Origin of the sequence: Sulfitobacter sp. (assembly GCF_039977885.1) — a bacterium.
Lineage (GTDB): Bacteria > Pseudomonadota > Alphaproteobacteria > Rhodobacterales > Rhodobacteraceae > Sulfitobacter.
In genome coordinates this window covers 164,159-183,083 of record NZ_JBDWCI010000003.1, presented here as the reverse complement: position 1 = coordinate 183,083, position 18,925 = coordinate 164,159, and the positions used below count along the sequence as shown (strand labels likewise).

Genomic DNA, 18,925 nt, shown 5'->3' with positions numbered 1-18,925 from the left:
CGGTTGCCCGTTTGCAGAGTGAACCGCTGCGGATTACTCCGTTACGGTGACTTTCTTCATCACATCGGGCTGACCAATCACGGCACCATTGCCGCCGGTGCCCAATTTGATCGCATCCACAACGTCCTGACCACCAGTCACACGGCCAACGACCGTGTATTGACCGTTCAGAAAGGGCGCTGCGTCGAACATGATGAAAAACTGGCTATTGGCGGAGTCGGGGCTTTGCGCCCGTGCCATGCCAACCACGCCCTTTTCAAAAGGCACATCCGAGAATTCGGCCTTGAGGTCAGGCAAGTTGGACCCGCCTGTGCCTGCGCGGCGCAGGTCTGCGCCGAGACGGCCGTTTTCCACATCGCCCGTTTGCGCCATGAAGCCGTCGATCACGCGGTGAAACACCACGCCGTCGTATTGGCCTTCTGCCGCAAGTGTTGCGATCTGTTTAACGTGTGCAGGTGCCACATCATCGAGCAGGTCGATGGTGATCATGCCATTCGCCTCGCCTTCGACCTCGATCTGGAGGCCGGTAGCGGCGGCGGGGCCTGCGATCAACGCGGCAAGGGCTGCGCTTGCTGCGAGCTTACGCATCTGCTGCAACCTTAACGCTGATCATGCGATCAGGGTTGGCAGGTGGCTCGCCTTTGGCGATGGCGTCAACATGTTCCATGCCGGAGATCACGTTGCCATAGACAGTGTACTGACCATTGAGGAAGTCATTGTCTTTGAAGTTGATGAAGAACTGGCTGTTGGCCGAGTTCGGGTTGGCCGAACGTGCCGCACCAAGCGATCCGCGTGCGTGGGGCAGTTTGGAGAATTCTGCGGGCAGATCGGGCATGTCGGAACCGCCTGTGCCTGCGCGGCCGGGGTTATAGTCTTTTTCCATGTTGGCGTGCTGCACATCGCCGGTCTGGGCCATGAAACCGTCGATGACGCGGTGGAAGGCCACGTTGTCATAGGCGCCAGCGCGTGCGAGCTCTTTCATGCGCGCGGTATGGGCAGGTGCCACATCGGGCAGCAGCTCGATGGTGACAGTGCCGCCTTTGAGCTCCATCAGGATTGTGTTTTCCGGGTCTTTGATCTCGGCCATGCCGCTCTCCTTCATAAAATCTTGGCCACTACCTAAGGCTCGGCGACACAATTGCCAAGCGGGTGCATTGACCCGAGGCGAGATAACGGCAAAACAATTGGTGAAGTTTACGCAAAAATCGCAAGGGAACGGATCACATGGGCTGGAAAACACTCGACGATATGGATGTCAGCGGCAAACGCGTGCTGGTGCGGGTGGATATTAACGTGCCTGTTGAAGGCGGCAAAGTGACAGACGCCACGCGGATCACGCGGATTGTACCGACGGTGCAGGATATTCTGGCAAAGGGCGGCACGCCTGTGCTGCTGGCGCATTTCGGGCGCCCCAAGGGCAAGGTCAATCCGGATATGAGCCTGGGCCAAGTGCTCCCTGCCCTGCGCGACGCGCTGGGGCGTGAGGTGACTTTTGTGGAAGCCTTGGAGGACGTTGCCGCGGCACAAGGCGACGTTGTGCTGGTCGAGAACATCCGCTTTCACGCGGGCGAAGAGGCAAATGACCCCGAATTTGCCAAACGTCTGGCGGCACTGGGCGATATTTACTGCAACGACGCCTTTTCCGCCGCACACCGTGCGCATGCATCAACCGAAGGCGTGGCACAGCATCTGCCGTCTTGCGCGGGCCGTTTGATGCAAGCAGAGCTATCTGCGCTGGAGGCAGCGCTCTCCTCACCCGAGCGACCCGTGGGCGCGGTTGTTGGTGGTGCAAAAGTATCAACCAAGATCGCCCTGCTGGAAAATCTGGTAAACCGTCTGGACCTGCTGGTCATCGGCGGCGGCATGGCCAACACGTTTCTGGTCGCCCAAGGCGCGCAATTGGGCGCGTCACTGTGCGAGGATGATTATCTCGATACGGCGCGCGATATCATGGCGCAGGCTGACAAGGCCGGTTGCCGCGTCCTGCTGCCCGTAGACGGGTTGGTCGCACGCGAATTCAAAGCGGGTGCAGAGCATACGGTTGCACAATTGGGGCCAGATACCGTGCTGGAGGCGGATCAGATGGTACTTGATGCGGGCCCCGAGACGGTAAAGCTGGTGCATCTGGCCTTTGAAGGGCTGAAAACGCTCATCTGGAACGGCCCACTGGGCGCATTCGAGATTGCCCCGTTTGATACCGCTACGGTTGCAGCGGCCCAACATGCGGCGGCATTGACCACGCAAGGCACGCTCACCTCGGTTGCGGGTGGCGGCGATACTGTTGCAGCACTTAATCAGGCAGGCGCATCCGAGGCGTTTACCTATATCTCCACCGCCGGTGGCGCATTTCTGGAATGGATGGAGGGCAAGGAGTTGCCCGGCGTTGCAGCGCTCGGCGGGTAATCGCGCCCTGATCAGCAAAAAAATTCCACAAGTGATTCGATAAGGGATTCCCTTTGCGAATCACTTGTGACATAGTGATTTCATCGCCCGACAAGAGGCGAATTATTGAGCAGATCATACAGGCATCCTATCATGAGCAAACCCAGCCTCGGGCCGCTACTTTTCTTTGCTATCGCCTTTGCGCTGAGCCTGTATTTCATGTTTGCGGCGATTCAGGGCGACTTCGGCCTGTTTCGCCGCGCAGAAATCCTTGCCGAAGCTGACGCCTTGAACGCCCAACTCGACGAGGTTCGCACCGAAGTCGCGAAAATGGAAAACCTCACCCTGCGGTTGTCTGATGATTATCTGGACCTTGATTTACTGGACGAACAGGCCCGTTCGGTTTTGGGTATGGTCCGTTCCGACGAAATCGTGATCCGTTAAGCATCACAGCAAACCCAAAAAACACGCGGAACTGCGCCTTCGCGCTTTATTTGTGCCGCTCTCGCCATTGACGACCCCATAGGCTACCCTTTAGTTTAACGTTAAACTATTTCTCATATCCGCGCCGGATATGTAACGGGAGGAGCGCCTAATGGCAGCTAAGAAACCGAGCGGCAAATCAGCCAAATCCAATGTCTCTGCAGAAGAGCTTACCGCGTATTACCGCGACATGCTGCTGATCAGGCGGTTTGAGGAAAAAGCGGGCCAGCTATACGGCATGGGCCTGATCGGCGGGTTTTGCCACCTTTATATCGGACAAGAAGCGGTTGTTGTCGGCCTAGAGGCCGCAGCCAAGGAAGGCGACAAGCGCGTCACATCCTACCGCGACCACGGTCACATGCTGGCCTGTGGCATGGACCCCAACGGCGTAATGGCCGAACTGACAGGCCGCGAAGGCGGCTATTCCAAGGGCAAAGGCGGCTCCATGCACATGTTCTCGAAAGAGAAGCATTTCTATGGCGGCCACGGCATTGTTGCGGCGCAGGTTCCATTGGGTGCCGGTCTGGCCTTTTCGGACAAGTATAAAGGCAACGACAACGTCACCTTTACCTATTTCGGCGATGGCGCGGCCAACCAGGGCCAAGTGTATGAAGCCTATAACATGGCCGAAATCTGGGATCTTCCAGTGGTTTTTGTCATTGAAAACAACCAATACGCGATGGGTACCTCGACGAAACGCTCGACCCACTCCAACAGCTATTGGGAACGTGGCGCAGCCTACGGCATTCAAGGTGAAGAAGTGGACGGCATGGATGTGCTGGCCGTCAAGGAAGCCGGCGAAAAAGCTGTGGCACACTGCCGCGCGGGCAAAGGTCCCTACATTCTGGAGATCAAGACATACCGCTATCGCGGCCACTCCATGTCGGACCCAGCCAAATACCGCACACGCGAAGAAGTGCAGAAAATGCGCGACGAGCGTGACCCGATCGAACAGATCCGCAGCATGTTGCTGACCGGCAAACACGCCACCGAAGACGACCTCAAAGCGATCGACAAAGAGATCAAGGCCATCGTCAACGAAAGCGCCGAATTCGCCAAAGAGAGCCCCGAGCCGCATCTTGATGAGCTGTGGACCGATATTTACGCCGATGAAATCCCGCAGGAGGCTTGAGACATGGCTACTGAAATTCTAATGCCCGCCCTGAGCCCAACCATGGAAGAAGGCACGCTGGCCAAATGGCTGGTCAAGGAAGGCGATACTGTCTCCTCTGGTGACATCATGGCCGAGATCGAAACAGATAAGGCCACGATGGAATTCGAAGCCGTTGATGAAGGCACCATCGGAAAAATCCTGATTGCCGAAGGCACCGAAGGCGTCAAAGTTAACACCGCCATCGCTATTCTGCTCGAGGAAGGCGAAAGCGCGGATGACATCGACACCGCTGCCCCTGCCAAGGAAGCAAAGAAAGAAGCGGCCCCCGCAGAGGCAAAAACCGACGACGCGCCCCCTGCAGAGGGCCACAATCACCCCGCACCTGACACGTCGCCCGATTGGCCCGAGGGGACAACGCTCAAGCAACAGACCGTGCGCGAAGCGTTGCGCGACGGCATGTCCGAAGAGATGCGCCGCGACGAGGCTGTCTTCATCATGGGTGAAGAAGTTGCCGAATATCAGGGTGCTTACAAGATCACCCAAGGGATGCTGGATGAATTCGGTGCGAAACGCGTCATCGACACACCAATCACCGAACACGGCTTTGCCGGTATCGGTGTGGGTGCCGCCTTTGGTGGGCTCAAGCCGATTGTTGAATTCATGACCTTCAACTTTGCCATGCAGGCAATGGACCAGATCATCAACTCGGCCGCCAAGACATTGTATATGTCCGGTGGCCAGATGGGTGCGCCAATGGTGTTCCGCGGCCCGAACGGTGCCGCCGCCCGTGTGGGTGCGCAGCACTCTCAGGATTACGCCGCATGGTTCATGCAGGTGCCCGGCCTCAAAGTGGTCATGCCCTACTCTGCCTCAGACTATAAAGGTCTGATGAAAACCGCGATCCGCGATCCCAACCCCGTGATCTTCCTTGAGAATGAAATTCTCTATGGTCGCACATTCGATGTGCCGGAGATCGACGACTATACAGTGCCGTTTGGCAAGGCGCGCATCTGGCGTGAAGGCGACGATGTGTCGATCGTCAGCTTCGGCATCGGCATGACTTATGCATTGGAAGCCGCAGACAAGCTGGCCGAAGAAGGCATCATGGCTGACGTCATCGATCTGCGCACCATCCGCCCGATGGACATCCCAGCGATTCTGGAATCGGTCAAAAAGACAAACCGTCTGGTGACTGTCGAAGAAGGCTGGCCTCAAGGTTCCGTCGGTAGCTACATCTCGTCGGTCGTGATGCAGGAAGCGTTCGATTACCTCGACGCGCCTGTGATCAACTGCACCGGCAAGGATGTACCCATGCCTTACGCGGCCAATCTTGAAAAACACGCACTCGTGACGACCGACGAAGTAATCGCCGCCGTCAAACGCGTTACATATAAATAAGGAGCGGACAAAATGCCTATTGAAATTCTCATGCCCGCCCTGTCACCCACTATGGAGGAGGGTACGCTGGCCAAATGGCTGGTCAAAGAAGGCGATACCGTCTCCTCCGGCGATGTAATGTGCGAGATTGAAACCGATAAGGCCACGATGGAATTCGAAGCCGTGGACGAAGGCACCATCGGGAAAATCCTGATCGCCGAAGGCACAGAAGGCGTTAAGGTAAACGCCGCGATTGCTGTGCTTTTGGAAGATGGCGAAAGCGCGGATGATATCGGTGCTGCCCCTGCGGCCAAGCCTGAAGCGAAAGCCGAAGCAAGCGTCGAAGAAAAGGCAGAAGCGCCCAAAGCGGCCCCTGCCCCTGCTGCGCCGTCAAAACCTGACGGGAGCCGCATTTTCGCCTCACCTCTGGCCCGCCGCATTGCAGCGGATAAAGGTATTGATCTGGCTGGTGTCAAAGGCTCCGGCCCCCATGGCCGGATTGTCAAAGCCGATGTTGAAGGCCTCAGCAAATCTGACGCGCCCAAAGCCGCCGCAGCCCCTGCTTCTGCAGCGCCCACAGCAGCGGCAGCCTCTAGCCCCTCCGGCGATGCGATTGCCAAAATGTACGAAGGCCGCGAATACGAAGAAATCGCCCTCAACGGTATGCGCAAAACCATCGCTGCGCGCCTCACCGAGGCCAAGCAGACCGTGCCGCATTTCTACCTGCGCCGGGATATCCAGCTCGACGCGCTCATGGCCTTCCGCGCCCAGCTCAACAAACAGCTTGAGCCACGCGGCGTGAAGCTGTCGGTCAATGACTTCATTATCAAAGCCTGCGCTCTGGCGCTCCAACAGGTTCCCGATGCGAATGCGGTCTGGGCCGGAGACAAAGTGTTCAAGCTCAAACCATCGGATGTGGCCGTTGCCGTCGCAATCGAAGGCGGCCTGTTCACACCGGTCCTGCAAGACGCAGAAATGAAATCACTTTCCGCTCTCTCGGCAGAAATGAAAGACCTCGCAGCCCGCGCCCGTGAACGCAAACTGGCCCCTCATGAGTATCAAGGCGGCAGCTTTGCCATCTCGAACCTTGGCATGTTCGGGATCGACAACTTCGACGCTGTCATTAACCCGCCCCATGGTGCGATCCTTGCAGTCGGCGCAGGCAGCAAAAAGCCTGTTGTTGGCGCAGACGGCGAATTGGCTATTGCCACAGTGATGTCCGTCACCCTGTCAGTCGACCACCGCGTGATCGACGGCGCAATGGGTGCCGAACTGCTAAATGCTATTAAGGACAACCTCGAAGCGCCAATGACGATGCTGGCCTGATATTTCTTCTAGCCAGAAATACTCTGGGGAGTGTGAGGGGCAAAGCCCCTCGCCCTTGCTACTAAAGAGGACTTCCTCAAACAAAAGAAGCCGGAGCAATGCTCCGGCTTCTTTCAATTCACAATTTCCGCCTTCACATATCCAAAGGCCGGGCCATCTAAGCCGTCCAAGGCCCCAATAGCTGGTTCATCGAAATTGACGGGTGATCACACCCCGCTTCCCCGACGATCTTTGCAGGTATCCCGGCAACAGTCTTGCATTTCGGCACTTCTTCCAGAACCACCGACCCTGCAGCAATACGGCTACAATCGCCCACTTTGATATTGCCAAGCACTTTCGCGCCTGCCCCGATCAAAACGCCATTACCGATCTTGGGGTGGCGATCCTGTTCTTCCTTGCCTGTCCCCCCGAGGGTCACAGAGTGCAACATCGACACGTTATCGCCAACGACCGCTGTCTCGCCAATTACGATGGAATGCGCGTGGTCTATCATGATCCCCATGCCGATCCGCGCACCCGGATGAATATCCACACCAAAAATTTCCGAAACCCGCATCTGAAAGAAATAGGCCAGATCACGATGGCCATTGCGCCACAGGTAATGGCCGACGCGGTACGCCTGAATGGCCTGATACCCTTTGAAATACAAAATTGGCTGCAACAGCCGGTGGCATGCAGGGTCGCGTTCAAACACAGCAACCAGATCCGCCCGCGACGCAGCTACCAACTCGGGCTCGGCGGCATAGGCTTTATCGACAACCTCACGCAGAACCATCACCGACATCTCGTTCGAGGCCAGTTTTGCCGCAATCCGGTATGACAGCGCCTTATCCAGCGTCGCATGGTGCAGGATCGTAGCATGTACAAATCCGCCGATCAGCGGCTCATCCGCTACGGCCTGGGTCGCGTCACGCTTGATCTGATCCCAGACCGGATCAACGGTGGCGATTTGACTATGAGGGTTGGCCATATGAACGGCTCCTTTGTACAGGCTTGCAGCCTATATTTAGCACAGCCGCGCCACATGCAAACCCGCGGCACCTAAAAAGTCAAAGTTTTCTACCGCAGCGCCAGCGCGCTACGGCCGCCAGAACAATTTCGATCCCCAGACAAAGCTCTGCCCCGCCCAGCGCTTTGGATCGTGCCCCAGACCAAGCCAACGCCACAGAGCCTAGCCGCCCATCGCCCCACTCGGGGTGCAATTTCCCCAAACGTTTAACGCATTTGTCAGCAACATGCGCGCGCCACAGCAAAAGGTCGCAAAAGCGTTCCCGCTGTGGCACCGGCATCCCCAGAACAGCGCGTGCCGCGTGCTGCAAATCAGCTAGGCCGATCTGTCTCACAGAGAGGTAACCTCATGCTGTTTGAATGGGCCGGTGCCAAAGCTGGCCGATATCTGCGCCACCGCGACTGAAAAGGGCGTCTCGGCACCATCAACAACACGGCTTGCCGCCGGATAACTATACACAGGGGCCCGGACCACCTCTTCGCGCAGGATTTCGTCATCCTTCAGGATTCGCACAACATAGGATTCACTCTCTTCTCCCAAAGGGACCTCAACGGCATCCCACGAGTCGCCATCCGTGCGTGTCCGCCTGATCCATGACACCGACAACGTCCCCTCCGCATCCAGTGTGGTCCTTACATGCGCGGGCGCATAAGGCCGTAAGCCGTTCCCGTCAAAGGCTTCTTCGAACTGTCGGTAGGATGGATCATCCAAAGGGCGCGCAGCAGGTCCGATGCGATAATTCTGCGCAACGCCACGCAAGTTCCGGCTGAGTTCAATCTGAGTCGGCACAGAGTCCAGCAGCACAAACTGCGATCCTTCCGGCCAGACATCCGGCATGATCCCGTCCGATCCCGCCTGCCCTCGCAGACGTTCGCCCAGCTGGTATGTTTGCGGCCCAACCAAAGTTGCCGTGCGAAACTGGAACACTTCCCAATTGCCGCTGCTACCATCCCCGATCGCCGCCAGATTTGCACCCGACAAAAGAGCTGCTTCATCCACAGTCTCAAGCGTACCGCTTATCAACCGCACCTGCAGCGGCTCTCCGTGATCATAGCGTCCTGCGCTGGCGCGCAACATATCTGTCTGCGTGGTCCCGATCGTCGCGCGGATAGGCAAGACAGTGTTCAAGCTATAATTCTGGTCGGTGAGGCTTGAATATAGCGCAACGCTCCCCGGCCAAGGGTTCGCCGTCACCGCGATATGGGGCGCATAAGGCACCTCTTCACCGCTGAGCAAAGGCAGGTCCAGAAACAGCGGATAGACAGGCAGCGGAGCCACAAAGCTGCGTATTTTCACCAGATCATCAACAAGCGGTGACGGATCATAAACCCCGGGATCCACCCGCACTGCCTCGATCTGTTGATATTCCGCCTGATCCACACGGTCGACACGGTAAAGCGATCCACCCTCACCCTGATCCGCTGGTAAGGAGACAATATCACCAGCGCGCACCGGCATCTGCGATGGCGGCAGTGCGAATTGTATCGTTTCACGCGCGATACGCGCTTCATTCAGCCAACGCTCGGCAACCTGTCGCCCTTCGGTTCGCGTCAGCAGCATCGAGAATTCCGATGTAGCAACCGCATGGGTCTGTTCGTCCGGCAACACCGCCTCTTCGGATATCACGTCAAAGCTGGCGTCAGCCTGTACAAACCGCACCCGCACGCGGCCGGACAGTGAAGCATCCGCCTCACGCACCTGTACGGTGGTTCCGTCCAGATCACCGCTGACGGCGAACTGCTGCGGATCAAGCGGGGTCTCGCGCAGGCCGTCACGCATACGGAATACCAACTTCCCATCACGTTCAATTGCGTCAAACCCGTAGCGCACCATCAAAGGCTGCAACGAGGCCCGCGCGTCGCTTATATCTGTCACCACATAGCCACGTACCACGCCATACAGCCCGCTTGTGTCTATCTCTTCGACACCGGCACGCGCGCAAATCTCGGCCACAACAGATGCCAGACTCCGCGAGGATGTGCGCCCGTTCACCCAATGGCCGCGCGCATAGCTTGCCCCATCACTCCACAGATCGTCCGAGTTTGGAAAAAAAGGATAGGGCCGGACGTCCCACGCCCATACAAAGGCACGGCCCATGTCGATCATCGGGCCTTCATATTCGATGCCTTGGGGGTTGTTCTCTTCTTGTGCCCAATAGTCGACCATCGCGCGTAGATATTGCATCTGGATCAAATCGTCCCGTGCACCATCCGAATGATGCGGCAAGCTACTCTCGGACGAGCGTAGATCGACGAATTTGTTGGGTTGGTTTGTACCTTTATCAACGGCAGCACAGCCATATTCCGTAAACCAGACCGGCTTGAGGCCCGGCACCCAGAGCGTTGGCTCATTTGCGCGTTCACCGTCTATCCGGTCATGGTGCAAATTGCTCCACCAATTGCGGATGTCCTTATAGCGGTAAATCCACGGCTCATCATACTCCCCATCTGTGATGGGCGTCCTGATCTGCGCCTCGCGTTCTTCGGGGGAGCCGTAATACCAGTCATAGCCTTCTCCCCCCTCAATGTTGGATTGAAGATAGCCAAGGTTATAAATCGCATCCCAGTCCTGCGCATCCCTGTGCGCCACACCATCCCGCCAATCGGACAAGGGCATATAGTTATCAATCCCGATAAAATCGATTTCGGGATCGGCCCAAAGTGGATCCAGATGGAACAGACGGTCGCCTGTACCGTCCTGCGGCTGATAGCCGAAATATTCGCTCCAATCCGCTGCATAACTGATCTTGGTCTCAGGGCCCACAATCCTCCGCACATCAGCCGCTAATGTGCGGAACGCTTCCACCGCAGGGAAGCTGTTTCGCGCCGACCGAATTTGCGTCAGCCCCCGCATTTCGGAACCGATGCAGAATGAATCCACACCCCCCGCTTGAACGCAAAGCATCGCGTAATGCAGGATAAACCGACGCAAGCTCCATTCCTGCGGCCCGTTATACTGCACATGCCCATCCTCGACCCTGAAGTCAAAGACCTGCGCCGCGCCAAAAAACGCAGCGACCTCATCTGCCGCAGCCAGCGTAGTGTCAGTGGACCCGCCCATACCCGGCGCAAGGCTTGTGGTAATACGCCCGCGCCATGGCAACGCAGGCTGTCCTTCCTCTCCGGTATAGGGGTTGGGTAAATTATTACCCTCCGTTTGATCCATCAGGATGAACGGGTAAAACATCACCGCCTTGCCATCTGCATTCATTGCCTGAATGGCTTCGACGACAGATCTATCCGCTGGCGTCCCACCGTAAATGGGGCGGTCATCCTCTCCGGATGCAATATGCTCGGCGGTATCCCGTCTAAGGCCGGAAACCAGCCACGGCATCTCGTCTCCGTCGAATTCGGGGTCCTCGACCTTTGGCCGCACGGTACACTCCCCCGCCCTCAGATCAGAACCGAACCAGGAAACAACAAGCGACGCAGCTTGTAATTCCGGCAATTCATCCCCCAACGCCTCCAGTGATGTCGAAAAATCCGTCTTGCCAGAAGGAGAATTAATATTCGCACTCCAGCGCGCCTGATTGCCGCCCTCATAGCTGACAGGCGTTGTCGCTAATGAGTATTCACCCGTACCGGGGATCAATGCGACGCCCTGCACACCATATGACAACGCATGGCTTGCCCCCTGCGTGCCGCGCTGCTCCGGGCGGATGACCTCGAATGTGAGTTGCGGTATGCGGTTACCAAAACCTTGTAGGGCCAGCGCCTCGATCACAACATAGGCTGTTCCGCGATAGGCAGGCACAAGGCCGGTTCCCTCGATCGCTTCCATCAGCGGGTCAGGTTCCTGATCCATGCTGCCCGTATAGACTGTCAAATTCAGATCATCAGGCGCTATCTCTTCTCCATCCGCCCAAACACGGCCCACGCGGATGATCTCGCCTTCACATAGCGCGATGGCCAGATTCACGGAATAGCTATATTCGGTGGTTTTAGGCTGCGAGGAGCTGCCTTTGCCGCCTCCGCTGGTATTGGTCACCTCTGTGAAATCTGAGGTCCAGATTATCTGCCCGCCCAGACGCATACGCCCATAGACTTGGGGCATCGGATCGCCCTCGCCCGCACTGGTCAGACGAAAACGGTCAACCTTGCCCGTCTCGACCGCCTGCGCGCCACTGCCAAGTATTTTCTGATCCACAACACGGCCCAAAGTAGCCCCCACAGCCCGCCCGATCGCAACGGAGGACAACCCCGCAAGCGTCCCGCCGACAGAGCCGCCAATGGCAGCACCGGCTGCTGAAAAAAATATCGTCGCCATCAGGTGTCCTCCTTGGGAAATTCAAAACACGACACGACCCGACGCCGCCACGGCGCATTTAACGCGCTCTCGACCACGCCATGTCGCGCATAGGCATGCACAAACCGCACAACAGGATCGGTCTGGGACACAATCCCCAAATGTTTGGCCACTGCCCCGTGGCGCATGCGAAATAACAGCACATCACCTTGCGCCATCTCGCTCACCGGTTTGGCCGTCAGATGTCTTGTGGCAGCGTCCCACAGACGCTCCTCGCCTTGCGGTTCAGACCAGTCCATCGAATAGGCAGGTACGGCCTCAGGTTCATTCCCATAGATTTCACGCCACACACCACGCACAAGACCCAGGCAATCGCTTCCCGCACCGCGCACGGCACATTGATGCACGTAAGGTGTGCCTATCCAGCCCCGCGCTGCCGCACTGATCTGTGCCCCGCTCATCTCAAGGACCCGCCTGTGTTTGCATTGCCGCTACTGGGCACAGCCACCACCCAGTCTTCGGTCGGCAAATCAGGAAAGCCCTGAAAATTCACGAAATTGTTGAACTTACCCTGGCAGGTCTCCATTCTTTTGTCGCACCCCGCCACAACTCGCACCTGCGCCCCGCTCGTAATCTCGCCACGGATCGGCTCCCAAAGCTCGAGCACACGGGTCGTGCCGATGATCCGGTCGGATTTGACCGTCCCCCAAAGGCCAGCCGCAGGCCCGTCCAATATCTCCAACCGGCCCCGCGTGAACCATCCGTCGTCAAAGCCTTTAAAATCTTCCCAAACGAATTTTCGCGCACCTTCAACATTCTGCACAGGCAACGCATAGGAATAGCCGCCTTGCCCCAGATTAAAGCGGCAGGTGCCATCCCCCAGTACCGCCGCACAGGGCTTTTGATACACTCGCCCCAACGGGCGGTTCAGCCCTTCCGTCAACCCGCGTAATTCCGCACGAAATCCGCCATCTGCGCGCGTCAACTCACCCAGATGACCGCGAAAATTCAGCCAATGCTGTGAAGGATCAGCCCAATTGACCAGCCATCCACGTACCTCGGCGCCGTCAAACCGCCCTTGCTCGATCTCGTCCTCGCGCAACGAACTATCCGACAGCGCCCCCAAAGCTTCGGTGTTATCCACCGACAACCCCGTAGATTGCGACAGTGCCAATGCGCTCAGCCCCGTATCCGCGCGAAACTCGAACCCCGCAAAACTGAGCGGCTGATCATGATCCGTGAAGCCGAAAACTGTGCCATCGGTCCGTATAATAGCCCATGCATGGCATACCGTGCTCACCCCGGAGGCCAGATGCGCAGCAAGATCCTCATTGAAAGCAACGCTCATACCCGCACCTCGCGCACCGGAATATCCGGCACCTGACCTGCGTGAAAACTGGCAATGTTGGTAAGAAGGCTATCGCTGTCAAAACGCACAGGGACGTCGAACTCATACCCTGCAAACACACGGGTATCAGGATCAGGCGCATCAAAAAACGTGATCACACCTGTGGTGTTATCAATCGTATAGTCGACAAGCTCCTGTTTGTCGTCCTGTTCCACGGCAAGGACTACACTGCCTGCGACCGGTTTAGTAATTGGCCGCGCATAGGTATGGCTGCCCGAGCGGTATGTTTTGATGAGCTGATATTGCGTCGTGACCCCGTCCCCCAACGCGATCTGCTGATCACCGCGATCAATCTCGGCGGACGGGATGGCAGATTTGTAATCCGACCAGTCCTTCCAGCGAAACCCGTACATCTGACCATAGCGCGCCTCATAGAACGCGATCACCGCCTCAACGTCATCAAGCGACCTTAGCCCAAGCCCCGCATCATAGACGCGGCGCGAATGTGCCCAAGGCGTGTTGCGTTCTTCGAAACCATTGGCCAACGTGACCACATCAACCCGCCGCTGCGGTCCGCCCAACGCACCAAAACTCAGGTTGGCCGGAAATTGCACCTCATGAAAATTCATCGCCTGTCTCCCGCTTATCTATTTCTCTCACCAGCGCTCAACGCGCGGCTCACCTGCGCCGAGATCTGCCCGCGCGAGCGTTGGAAGCCCGCGACATCAGGCGTCGAGATGTTCATGACAATTGTCGGAGACGATGCATTGCTGCCGCCCGCCCGGACACCCAGTTTCCCGTCAGGTCCGCGCGCCAGTGGCATGATTGCTTCAGGGCCGGCCTCTCCCATCACACCCAGCCCCCCGCGCATCCCGAAATGCGTAGCTTGCGACACGACCCCTCCGTCCGCAAAAGGCATCACACGCCCCTGACTGAACGGAGCCCCGTTCGCAAAGGGCAGAATCCCCTGCACCAATCCGGTCACCCCTTGGGTAATCAGGCCCCCAACATGATCAGTCACCGGCTTGATCGCCGCATTATACGCACTGTTGGACAACGATTGCGCAACAGTCGTCAAAGCATCCGACAGTTTGCCCCCATCCAGAACCACATCATCAAACGCCTTGCGCAATCCGCGGCTCAAACCGCGCTCCAATGTGGCCACATCTTTGCCCGTCGCACTCAGCGATGTGCCCATCCGGCGCAGTTCACTATCAAACCCCGATACCAGAACACTCGTCTGCCCCAGCGTTTGGTTCAACGATTGCGCATCTGTCCCGAGATCCTCAAAACCGTCATCATCTATCATCACAGTGATCCTTATTCTTGTCCGGATAAGCCGCCATCAGGGCCGCTAATCCATCACTCAGCATCGGTGAGCATGATGTGTCATTCCCCAACATCAGCCCCAGCTCGGCGGGCGTCAGTGACCAGAAGACATCCGGTGCCAACCCAAGCCCGTGCAGGGCTGCGCGCATCAACGCAGGCCAGTCAAAACCCGCGCTCACGAGGACACCGTAAACGCCCGCGCCAACAGCTCGGCTGCAGCTTGCGCCGCCCGCATCGGCCCACCTTCGATCTCGGCACCGGCAAGCTGATCGGGATCCATCATCGTGCCGCCCCCGCGCAGACCAGCCACCAAAAGCGCCAGCACATCACGCGTGCTAAAGCCGCCTGTCTCAAACCGTTGCACCAGCGCCATCAAAGAGGTCTCGCCCAGATCTTCTTCCAGCTCGGCCAACGCCCCAAGGGTCAGCCGCATCCGGTGATGCTGGCCCTCCACAACCAACATCACCTCTCCCCTCCAGCGGTTCCCCATGATCAACCGGCTTCCGCATCTGTGGTGTCATCCACGACAACCTCGACCACAGGGATGAATTGCAACTCACCCGCCGAAGCCAGCGACAATTCATAAGTCGCCTCGCCATTCAACTGGCCTGCATATTCCAGCGAAGTCACCTGAAACGCGCCCTGCACCGTGCCGAAGTCAGGGATAATCACCTGAAAATTCGGTGTCAGCCCATCAAACAATAACTGTCGCGCGCGTTCGTCTGTCGCCGCGTCACGGAACACACCCGAACCGCTGATCGCGGCAGAGCGGACCCCCGCACCGGCCAGCAGCTCACGCCAGCCGCCTGCACTATCCAGTGCCGTCACATCCACCGCCTCTGCGTTGAAGCTGATCCGCGTTGCACGCAGCCCTGCGATGGTCTCGAAGTTGCCATCGGTGCTCATATCTACTTTGACCAAAAGGTCCTTACCTGCTTGAACAGCCATTTTCGTACTCCTGTAGTGTGCCAAAAGGCGTTGAGAATTAGTCGTCCTGCACCCGCGCCCGGAACCGCAGATCAATCTGGCGACCGCTTGCCCCGTCGATGCGTTGCGCCGCCGCCCTGTCGAAACGCAATGATACCAGCCTCCCGCGGCTCAGTGTCAGCGGCGCATTATGCAGCGCATCGCTCACGGCTGCGGCTACGGCTTTCGCCCCCGAAAACCCCGGGTTTGTGGTGATCACCGACACAGTCAGCACATGCTCTGCACCATCGCCGCTGATGTCGGATGCATCACGCACAGTCTCAGAGCCCAACCGGATATAAAGCTGCGGAAGACTACCCACCGGCACAGCATCATAGATCGCTGTACCCACCAGCCCTGACAGCAGCGCATCAGCACTCAGCGCCTCAAACACCGCGGTCTGCAATGCTCCCGAAATCGCATAGGTCATACCACCAGCTCCTGTTCGGCAAGACAGGTCAGATAGCGCCCCTCGGCGTCCGCCTCTGCCACTGCCTCGATGGCGAAAATCCGGTCCCCTTCGCGAAACCGCTGCTGTGGTGCCGGCCGCTCATCGCTCCCCTCAGGTGCAGCGCGCACAGTAATTTTAAAAGCCATCCGGCTCACAGGTGCGCCGGCCTGCATGGTTTCGCGGCCGCTGCGCGCCGTGACCTGTGCCCATAAAATGCCCAATGGCACCCAACCGCGTATAGATCCGCCCGCCCCATCGCTCAGCATATCGGGGGTCTCCAGAACCAGCTGGCGGTTCAGCCGCGGGGCGCTCATGGTTGCGCTCCGATTGCACCCAATCGCAATGTGCGGAAACGTTCGATCAATGAGGTAACACCAAAAGGCATGCAGCCCCCACCCAATGCCGTGTCATGACGATATTCATAGTAATGCGCCGCCAACATCATCACGGCCTGCTGCAAATCCGCAGGTATATCGTCCCACTCGGGGCCATAGCCTGCCAAAAACCGAACGCTGAACGCGCCGCCTGCCTCGGGCTCCGGCAAAGAGGCAGCAGTCGAACGTAAGCGCGGAGTGTGATTATCCCGCTCCAACCAATACAGCCCTACATCCAGCACCTGTTCGGAACCGCCCCGCGCCACCAACACAACCTTGTCCACTACAGTCACGGGTGCCACCGGCAGCATCACTGTATCCTGTTGTTTCAGCTCGGAAAGAGACAGGGTAAACTCCCGCTCGATCAACACCTTGCCCGTGCGCCCCTCAACAGCAGCCAAGGCCGCCCGCAGGAAGCTCCCCAACACCGCATCCTGAAGCGACGTATCTGAAAATCCTGTGCCCATCCGCAAATGCGCCTTGAATGCCGCCAACGGCAGAACCGCATCCGGTATGTTTGTTTCTTCGATCAACATCCCAAAGCCTCTCTCAACTTCTTTCCATTACCGCCCATCAGACGGCTCCCCTTGACCGGGCGTATGCCCCCCCGCGCATTGTTCGGTCGGAGGGGAGCAGCTAGACAATGCGAAGGCCTCGTCAGGGCACACGCCCGGGCCGGAACAGATGCAAAACCCTGTTCTGGCTTCGGCATGGCGCTTATGCCGTGCCGAATTTCAAAAGCTTGATGGCCGCGAAATCGCTCACATCACCGCCCACACGCTTTGTCGCGTAGAACAGGACATGTGGCTTGGCGCTGAAGGGGTCACGCAGAATGCGCAGATCAGGACGCTCGGCGATGGTATAACCCGCGTTGAAATCACCAAATGCCATGGCCATCGCACCTGCAGATGCATCCGGCATGTCCTCGGCGATAAGAACGGGATAGCCCATCAGACGCGCAGGCTCGCCCGCTGCCAGGCCATCGGTCCACAAGAAACGGCCATCCATATCCTTGAGCTTGCGCACAAGACCGGCTGTCTTGGAGTTCATGACGAAAGAGGCGTTGGCACGGTATTGCGCACCCAGCGCATAAACCACATCCACAATCGCATCTGGTGTGACCTCACCGGCAATGCCCGTCGGCACATAACCCAGATTACCCCAGGCCCAGACGTCATTGTCGACACTCGGATGATCAAGAAAACCCTTTGGCTTGTCCACACCATCACCGTTGATGAATGCACCCGCCTCCGCACGGGCGAATTTGTCCGCAATGCGGCCCGCCAGCCAGCCCTCAATGTCAAAAGCTGAATCGTCCAACAGCCGCTGCGACGCCTTAGGCAGCGCGCTCAGTTCGTGAAGCTGCACAGTGATGCGGTCGATCTGCGGGGTGTCGGTCTCGCCAATCGCCGACGACTCGGTTGCCCACCCCGCGCCCGCATCCGAATGATCCACCAAAACATCATAAGACGTGGCTTCCACATGTACCACGCTCGCAATCGCACGGATCGACGCGGTGGTGTTCAGCACGGATTTCACAATGTCGGAGGTCTGCGGATCAACAAGATATCCACCGTCCGAGTTCACCGCCGAAGACAGCGCCTTGCCCTCCATCTCAAGGCCGCGCAACCCGTCATCATCACCAGTACGCACATAGGCGTTAAAAGCTTTCTGGTGCGGTGCGCCCATATCTGTATCCCCCGCCAAAGGAGTACGCACAGCAGTCAGTGTCTTACGATCCAGCATGGTCATTCGCTCTTCTGTTTGTTGAAGTTTAGTCTCAATATCGGCCTGTAGCCCTTTGAATTGTCTTACAAAGCCACTCACAGCCCGCCGCATATCTTCAGCCGGGGACAAACCCGCAGCATCGTGATTGCTATCACTCATTTCGCGTTCCCTTTTTCTTGCTTGATCAAGGGCATGATTTCGGCTGCCGCCGCATCAAATACCCCCGCCATCTCACGCAGGATCTCTCCCAGCGGCACGAAACCGTCCGCCTTCGCCCCAACCCGCGCACTGGGCAGCATCGGAAAGGTCACTAACGACACCTCCCAAAGCTCCAGTTCCTGCAAGAGCCGTTGGCCCTTGGTATTCTTGGCCGCCTTTACGGTGCGGTAGCCGATGCTCAGCCCGTCGATTGCGCCCGCCTCAATCAACGCGATCGCCTCGCGTCCCTTTGCGACGGATTGCAAAATCCGGCCTTTTACAAACAAACCCTTGTTGTCCTCGCGCACCTCATCCCAAACGCCAATGGGCTGGGCCGGATCATGCTGCCACAACATCTTGACCCCGCGCCCTGCGGCTTTCAGCGCCATCAGGCTTGCGCCATAGGCCCCGCGCTGCACTACGTCATTGCCTTGATCCACCGCGTCAAAAAAGCTGGCGTAGCCTTTGATTTCAACGCCTCCGTCTACCTCTGCGACTTCATCAAACTGCATGAACTTGCGCTCAAGCGCGGGCAAAGCTTCCCCGTTCTCCGCGCTGCGCGCGAAGCTATTTCCACTCATATCCATGGGTAGTC

The 18,925-nt window shown here is 57.9% G+C and carries 22 protein-coding genes; 5 read left to right on the top strand and 17 right to left on the bottom strand.

What is annotated here, in order from left to right:
* Positions 1–33: 33 nt before the first annotated feature.
* Both ABJM03_RS01465 and ABJM03_RS01460 read right to left on the bottom strand, forming a co-directional pair.
* Entirely contained in the window at positions 34–588 is a 555-nt protein-coding gene (locus tag ABJM03_RS01465) for a peptidylprolyl isomerase (protein ID WP_348415088.1), read from the bottom strand.
* A complete protein-coding gene (locus ABJM03_RS01460; RefSeq protein ID WP_348415087.1) occupies positions 581–1,087 on the bottom strand; it encodes a peptidylprolyl isomerase in 507 nt (168 codons plus the stop codon). The genes ABJM03_RS01465 and ABJM03_RS01460 overlap by 8 nt, the downstream gene beginning before the upstream one ends.
* Positions 1,088–1,224: 137 nt before the next feature.
* On the opposite strand from ABJM03_RS01460, the gene ABJM03_RS01455 reads away from it, so the two are divergent.
* From ABJM03_RS01455 to ABJM03_RS01435, 5 genes are all read left to right on the top strand, one after another.
* Complete coding sequence (locus ABJM03_RS01455) at positions 1,225–2,403, top strand: phosphoglycerate kinase (protein ID WP_348415086.1); 1,179 nt, start codon at positions 1,225–1,227, stop codon at positions 2,401–2,403.
* Between the two features lie 132 nt (positions 2,404–2,535).
* Positions 2,536–2,826: a septum formation initiator family protein gene (locus ABJM03_RS01450; RefSeq protein ID WP_348415084.1), complete on the top strand. Its 291-nt coding sequence runs from the start codon at positions 2,536–2,538 to the stop codon at positions 2,824–2,826.
* Positions 2,827–2,977: 151 nt separating this feature from the next.
* Entirely contained in the window at positions 2,978–3,997 is a 1,020-nt protein-coding gene (gene pdhA, locus ABJM03_RS01445) for a pyruvate dehydrogenase (acetyl-transferring) E1 component subunit alpha (RefSeq protein ID WP_348415083.1), read from the top strand.
* A gap of 3 nt (positions 3,998–4,000) precedes the next feature.
* A complete protein-coding gene (locus ABJM03_RS01440) occupies positions 4,001–5,377 on the top strand; it encodes a pyruvate dehydrogenase complex E1 component subunit beta (protein WP_348415082.1) in 1,377 nt (458 codons plus the stop codon).
* 12 nt (positions 5,378–5,389) lie between these two features.
* Positions 5,390–6,682 carry a pyruvate dehydrogenase complex dihydrolipoamide acetyltransferase gene (locus ABJM03_RS01435; RefSeq protein ID WP_348415081.1) on the top strand — a complete coding sequence of 431 codons (1,293 nt, stop codon included), beginning with the start codon at positions 5,390–5,392 and terminating at the stop codon, positions 6,680–6,682.
* A 157-nt stretch (positions 6,683–6,839) separates the two neighbouring features.
* Here the strand turns inward: ABJM03_RS01435 and cysE are convergent, their stop codons facing one another.
* From cysE to ABJM03_RS01360, 15 genes are all read right to left on the bottom strand, one after another.
* Positions 6,840–7,652: a serine O-acetyltransferase gene (gene cysE, locus ABJM03_RS01430; RefSeq protein WP_348415080.1), complete on the bottom strand. Its 813-nt coding sequence runs from the start codon at positions 7,650–7,652 to the stop codon at positions 6,840–6,842.
* A gap of 79 nt (positions 7,653–7,731) precedes the next feature.
* Positions 7,732–8,025 carry a hypothetical protein gene (locus tag ABJM03_RS01425; RefSeq protein ID WP_348415079.1) on the bottom strand — a complete coding sequence of 98 codons (294 nt, stop codon included), beginning with the start codon at positions 8,023–8,025 and terminating at the stop codon, positions 7,732–7,734.
* A complete protein-coding gene (locus tag ABJM03_RS01420; protein WP_348415077.1) occupies positions 8,022–11,957 on the bottom strand; it encodes a glycoside hydrolase TIM-barrel-like domain-containing protein in 3,936 nt (1,311 codons plus the stop codon). Before ABJM03_RS01420 ends, ABJM03_RS01425 begins: the two co-directional genes overlap by 4 nt.
* Entirely contained in the window at positions 11,957–12,397 is a 441-nt protein-coding gene (locus tag ABJM03_RS01415; RefSeq protein ID WP_348415076.1) for an NlpC/P60 family protein, read from the bottom strand. Before ABJM03_RS01415 ends, ABJM03_RS01420 begins: the two co-directional genes overlap by 1 nt.
* Entirely contained in the window at positions 12,394–13,284 is an 891-nt protein-coding gene (locus ABJM03_RS01410; RefSeq protein WP_348415075.1) for a DUF2163 domain-containing protein, read from the bottom strand. The genes ABJM03_RS01415 and ABJM03_RS01410 overlap by 4 nt, the downstream gene beginning before the upstream one ends.
* Positions 13,281–13,913, bottom strand: coding sequence for a DUF2460 domain-containing protein (locus ABJM03_RS01405; protein ID WP_348415074.1), 633 nt, complete (start codon positions 13,911–13,913; stop codon positions 13,281–13,283). The genes ABJM03_RS01410 and ABJM03_RS01405 overlap by 4 nt, the downstream gene beginning before the upstream one ends.
* Before the next feature lie 14 nt (positions 13,914–13,927).
* Positions 13,928–14,593 carry a phage tail tape measure protein gene (locus ABJM03_RS01400; protein WP_348415073.1) on the bottom strand — a complete coding sequence of 222 codons (666 nt, stop codon included), beginning with the start codon at positions 14,591–14,593 and terminating at the stop codon, positions 13,928–13,930.
* Entirely contained in the window at positions 14,583–14,792 is a 210-nt protein-coding gene (locus ABJM03_RS01395) for a rcc01693 family protein (protein ID WP_348415072.1), read from the bottom strand. Before ABJM03_RS01395 ends, ABJM03_RS01400 begins: the two co-directional genes overlap by 11 nt.
* On the bottom strand, positions 14,789–15,103 hold the full coding sequence (locus ABJM03_RS01390) for a gene transfer agent family protein (protein WP_348415071.1): 315 nt from the start codon (positions 15,101–15,103) through the stop codon (positions 14,789–14,791). Before ABJM03_RS01390 ends, ABJM03_RS01395 begins: the two co-directional genes overlap by 4 nt.
* 2 nt (positions 15,104–15,105) lie before the next feature.
* Entirely contained in the window at positions 15,106–15,561 is a 456-nt protein-coding gene (locus ABJM03_RS01385; RefSeq protein WP_348415070.1) for a phage major tail protein, TP901-1 family, read from the bottom strand.
* A gap of 37 nt (positions 15,562–15,598) precedes the next feature.
* The gene (locus ABJM03_RS01380) at positions 15,599–16,009 is read right to left on the bottom strand and encodes a DUF3168 domain-containing protein (protein ID WP_348415068.1); all 411 of its coding nucleotides are present in this window, start codon (positions 16,007–16,009) and stop codon (positions 15,599–15,601) included.
* Positions 16,006–16,344, bottom strand: coding sequence for a phage head closure protein (locus ABJM03_RS01375; protein ID WP_348415067.1), 339 nt, complete (start codon positions 16,342–16,344; stop codon positions 16,006–16,008). The genes ABJM03_RS01380 and ABJM03_RS01375 overlap by 4 nt, the downstream gene beginning before the upstream one ends.
* The gene (locus ABJM03_RS01370) at positions 16,341–16,940 is read right to left on the bottom strand and encodes a head-tail connector protein (protein WP_348415066.1); all 600 of its coding nucleotides are present in this window, start codon (positions 16,938–16,940) and stop codon (positions 16,341–16,343) included. The genes ABJM03_RS01375 and ABJM03_RS01370 overlap by 4 nt, the downstream gene beginning before the upstream one ends.
* A 181-nt stretch (positions 16,941–17,121) precedes the next feature.
* On the bottom strand, positions 17,122–18,291 hold the full coding sequence (locus ABJM03_RS01365) for a phage major capsid protein (protein ID WP_348415065.1): 1,170 nt from the start codon (positions 18,289–18,291) through the stop codon (positions 17,122–17,124).
* A complete protein-coding gene (locus ABJM03_RS01360) occupies positions 18,288–18,917 on the bottom strand; it encodes an HK97 family phage prohead protease (RefSeq protein WP_348415064.1) in 630 nt (209 codons plus the stop codon). The genes ABJM03_RS01365 and ABJM03_RS01360 overlap by 4 nt, the downstream gene beginning before the upstream one ends.
* Between the last annotated feature and the right edge of the window lie 8 nt (positions 18,918–18,925).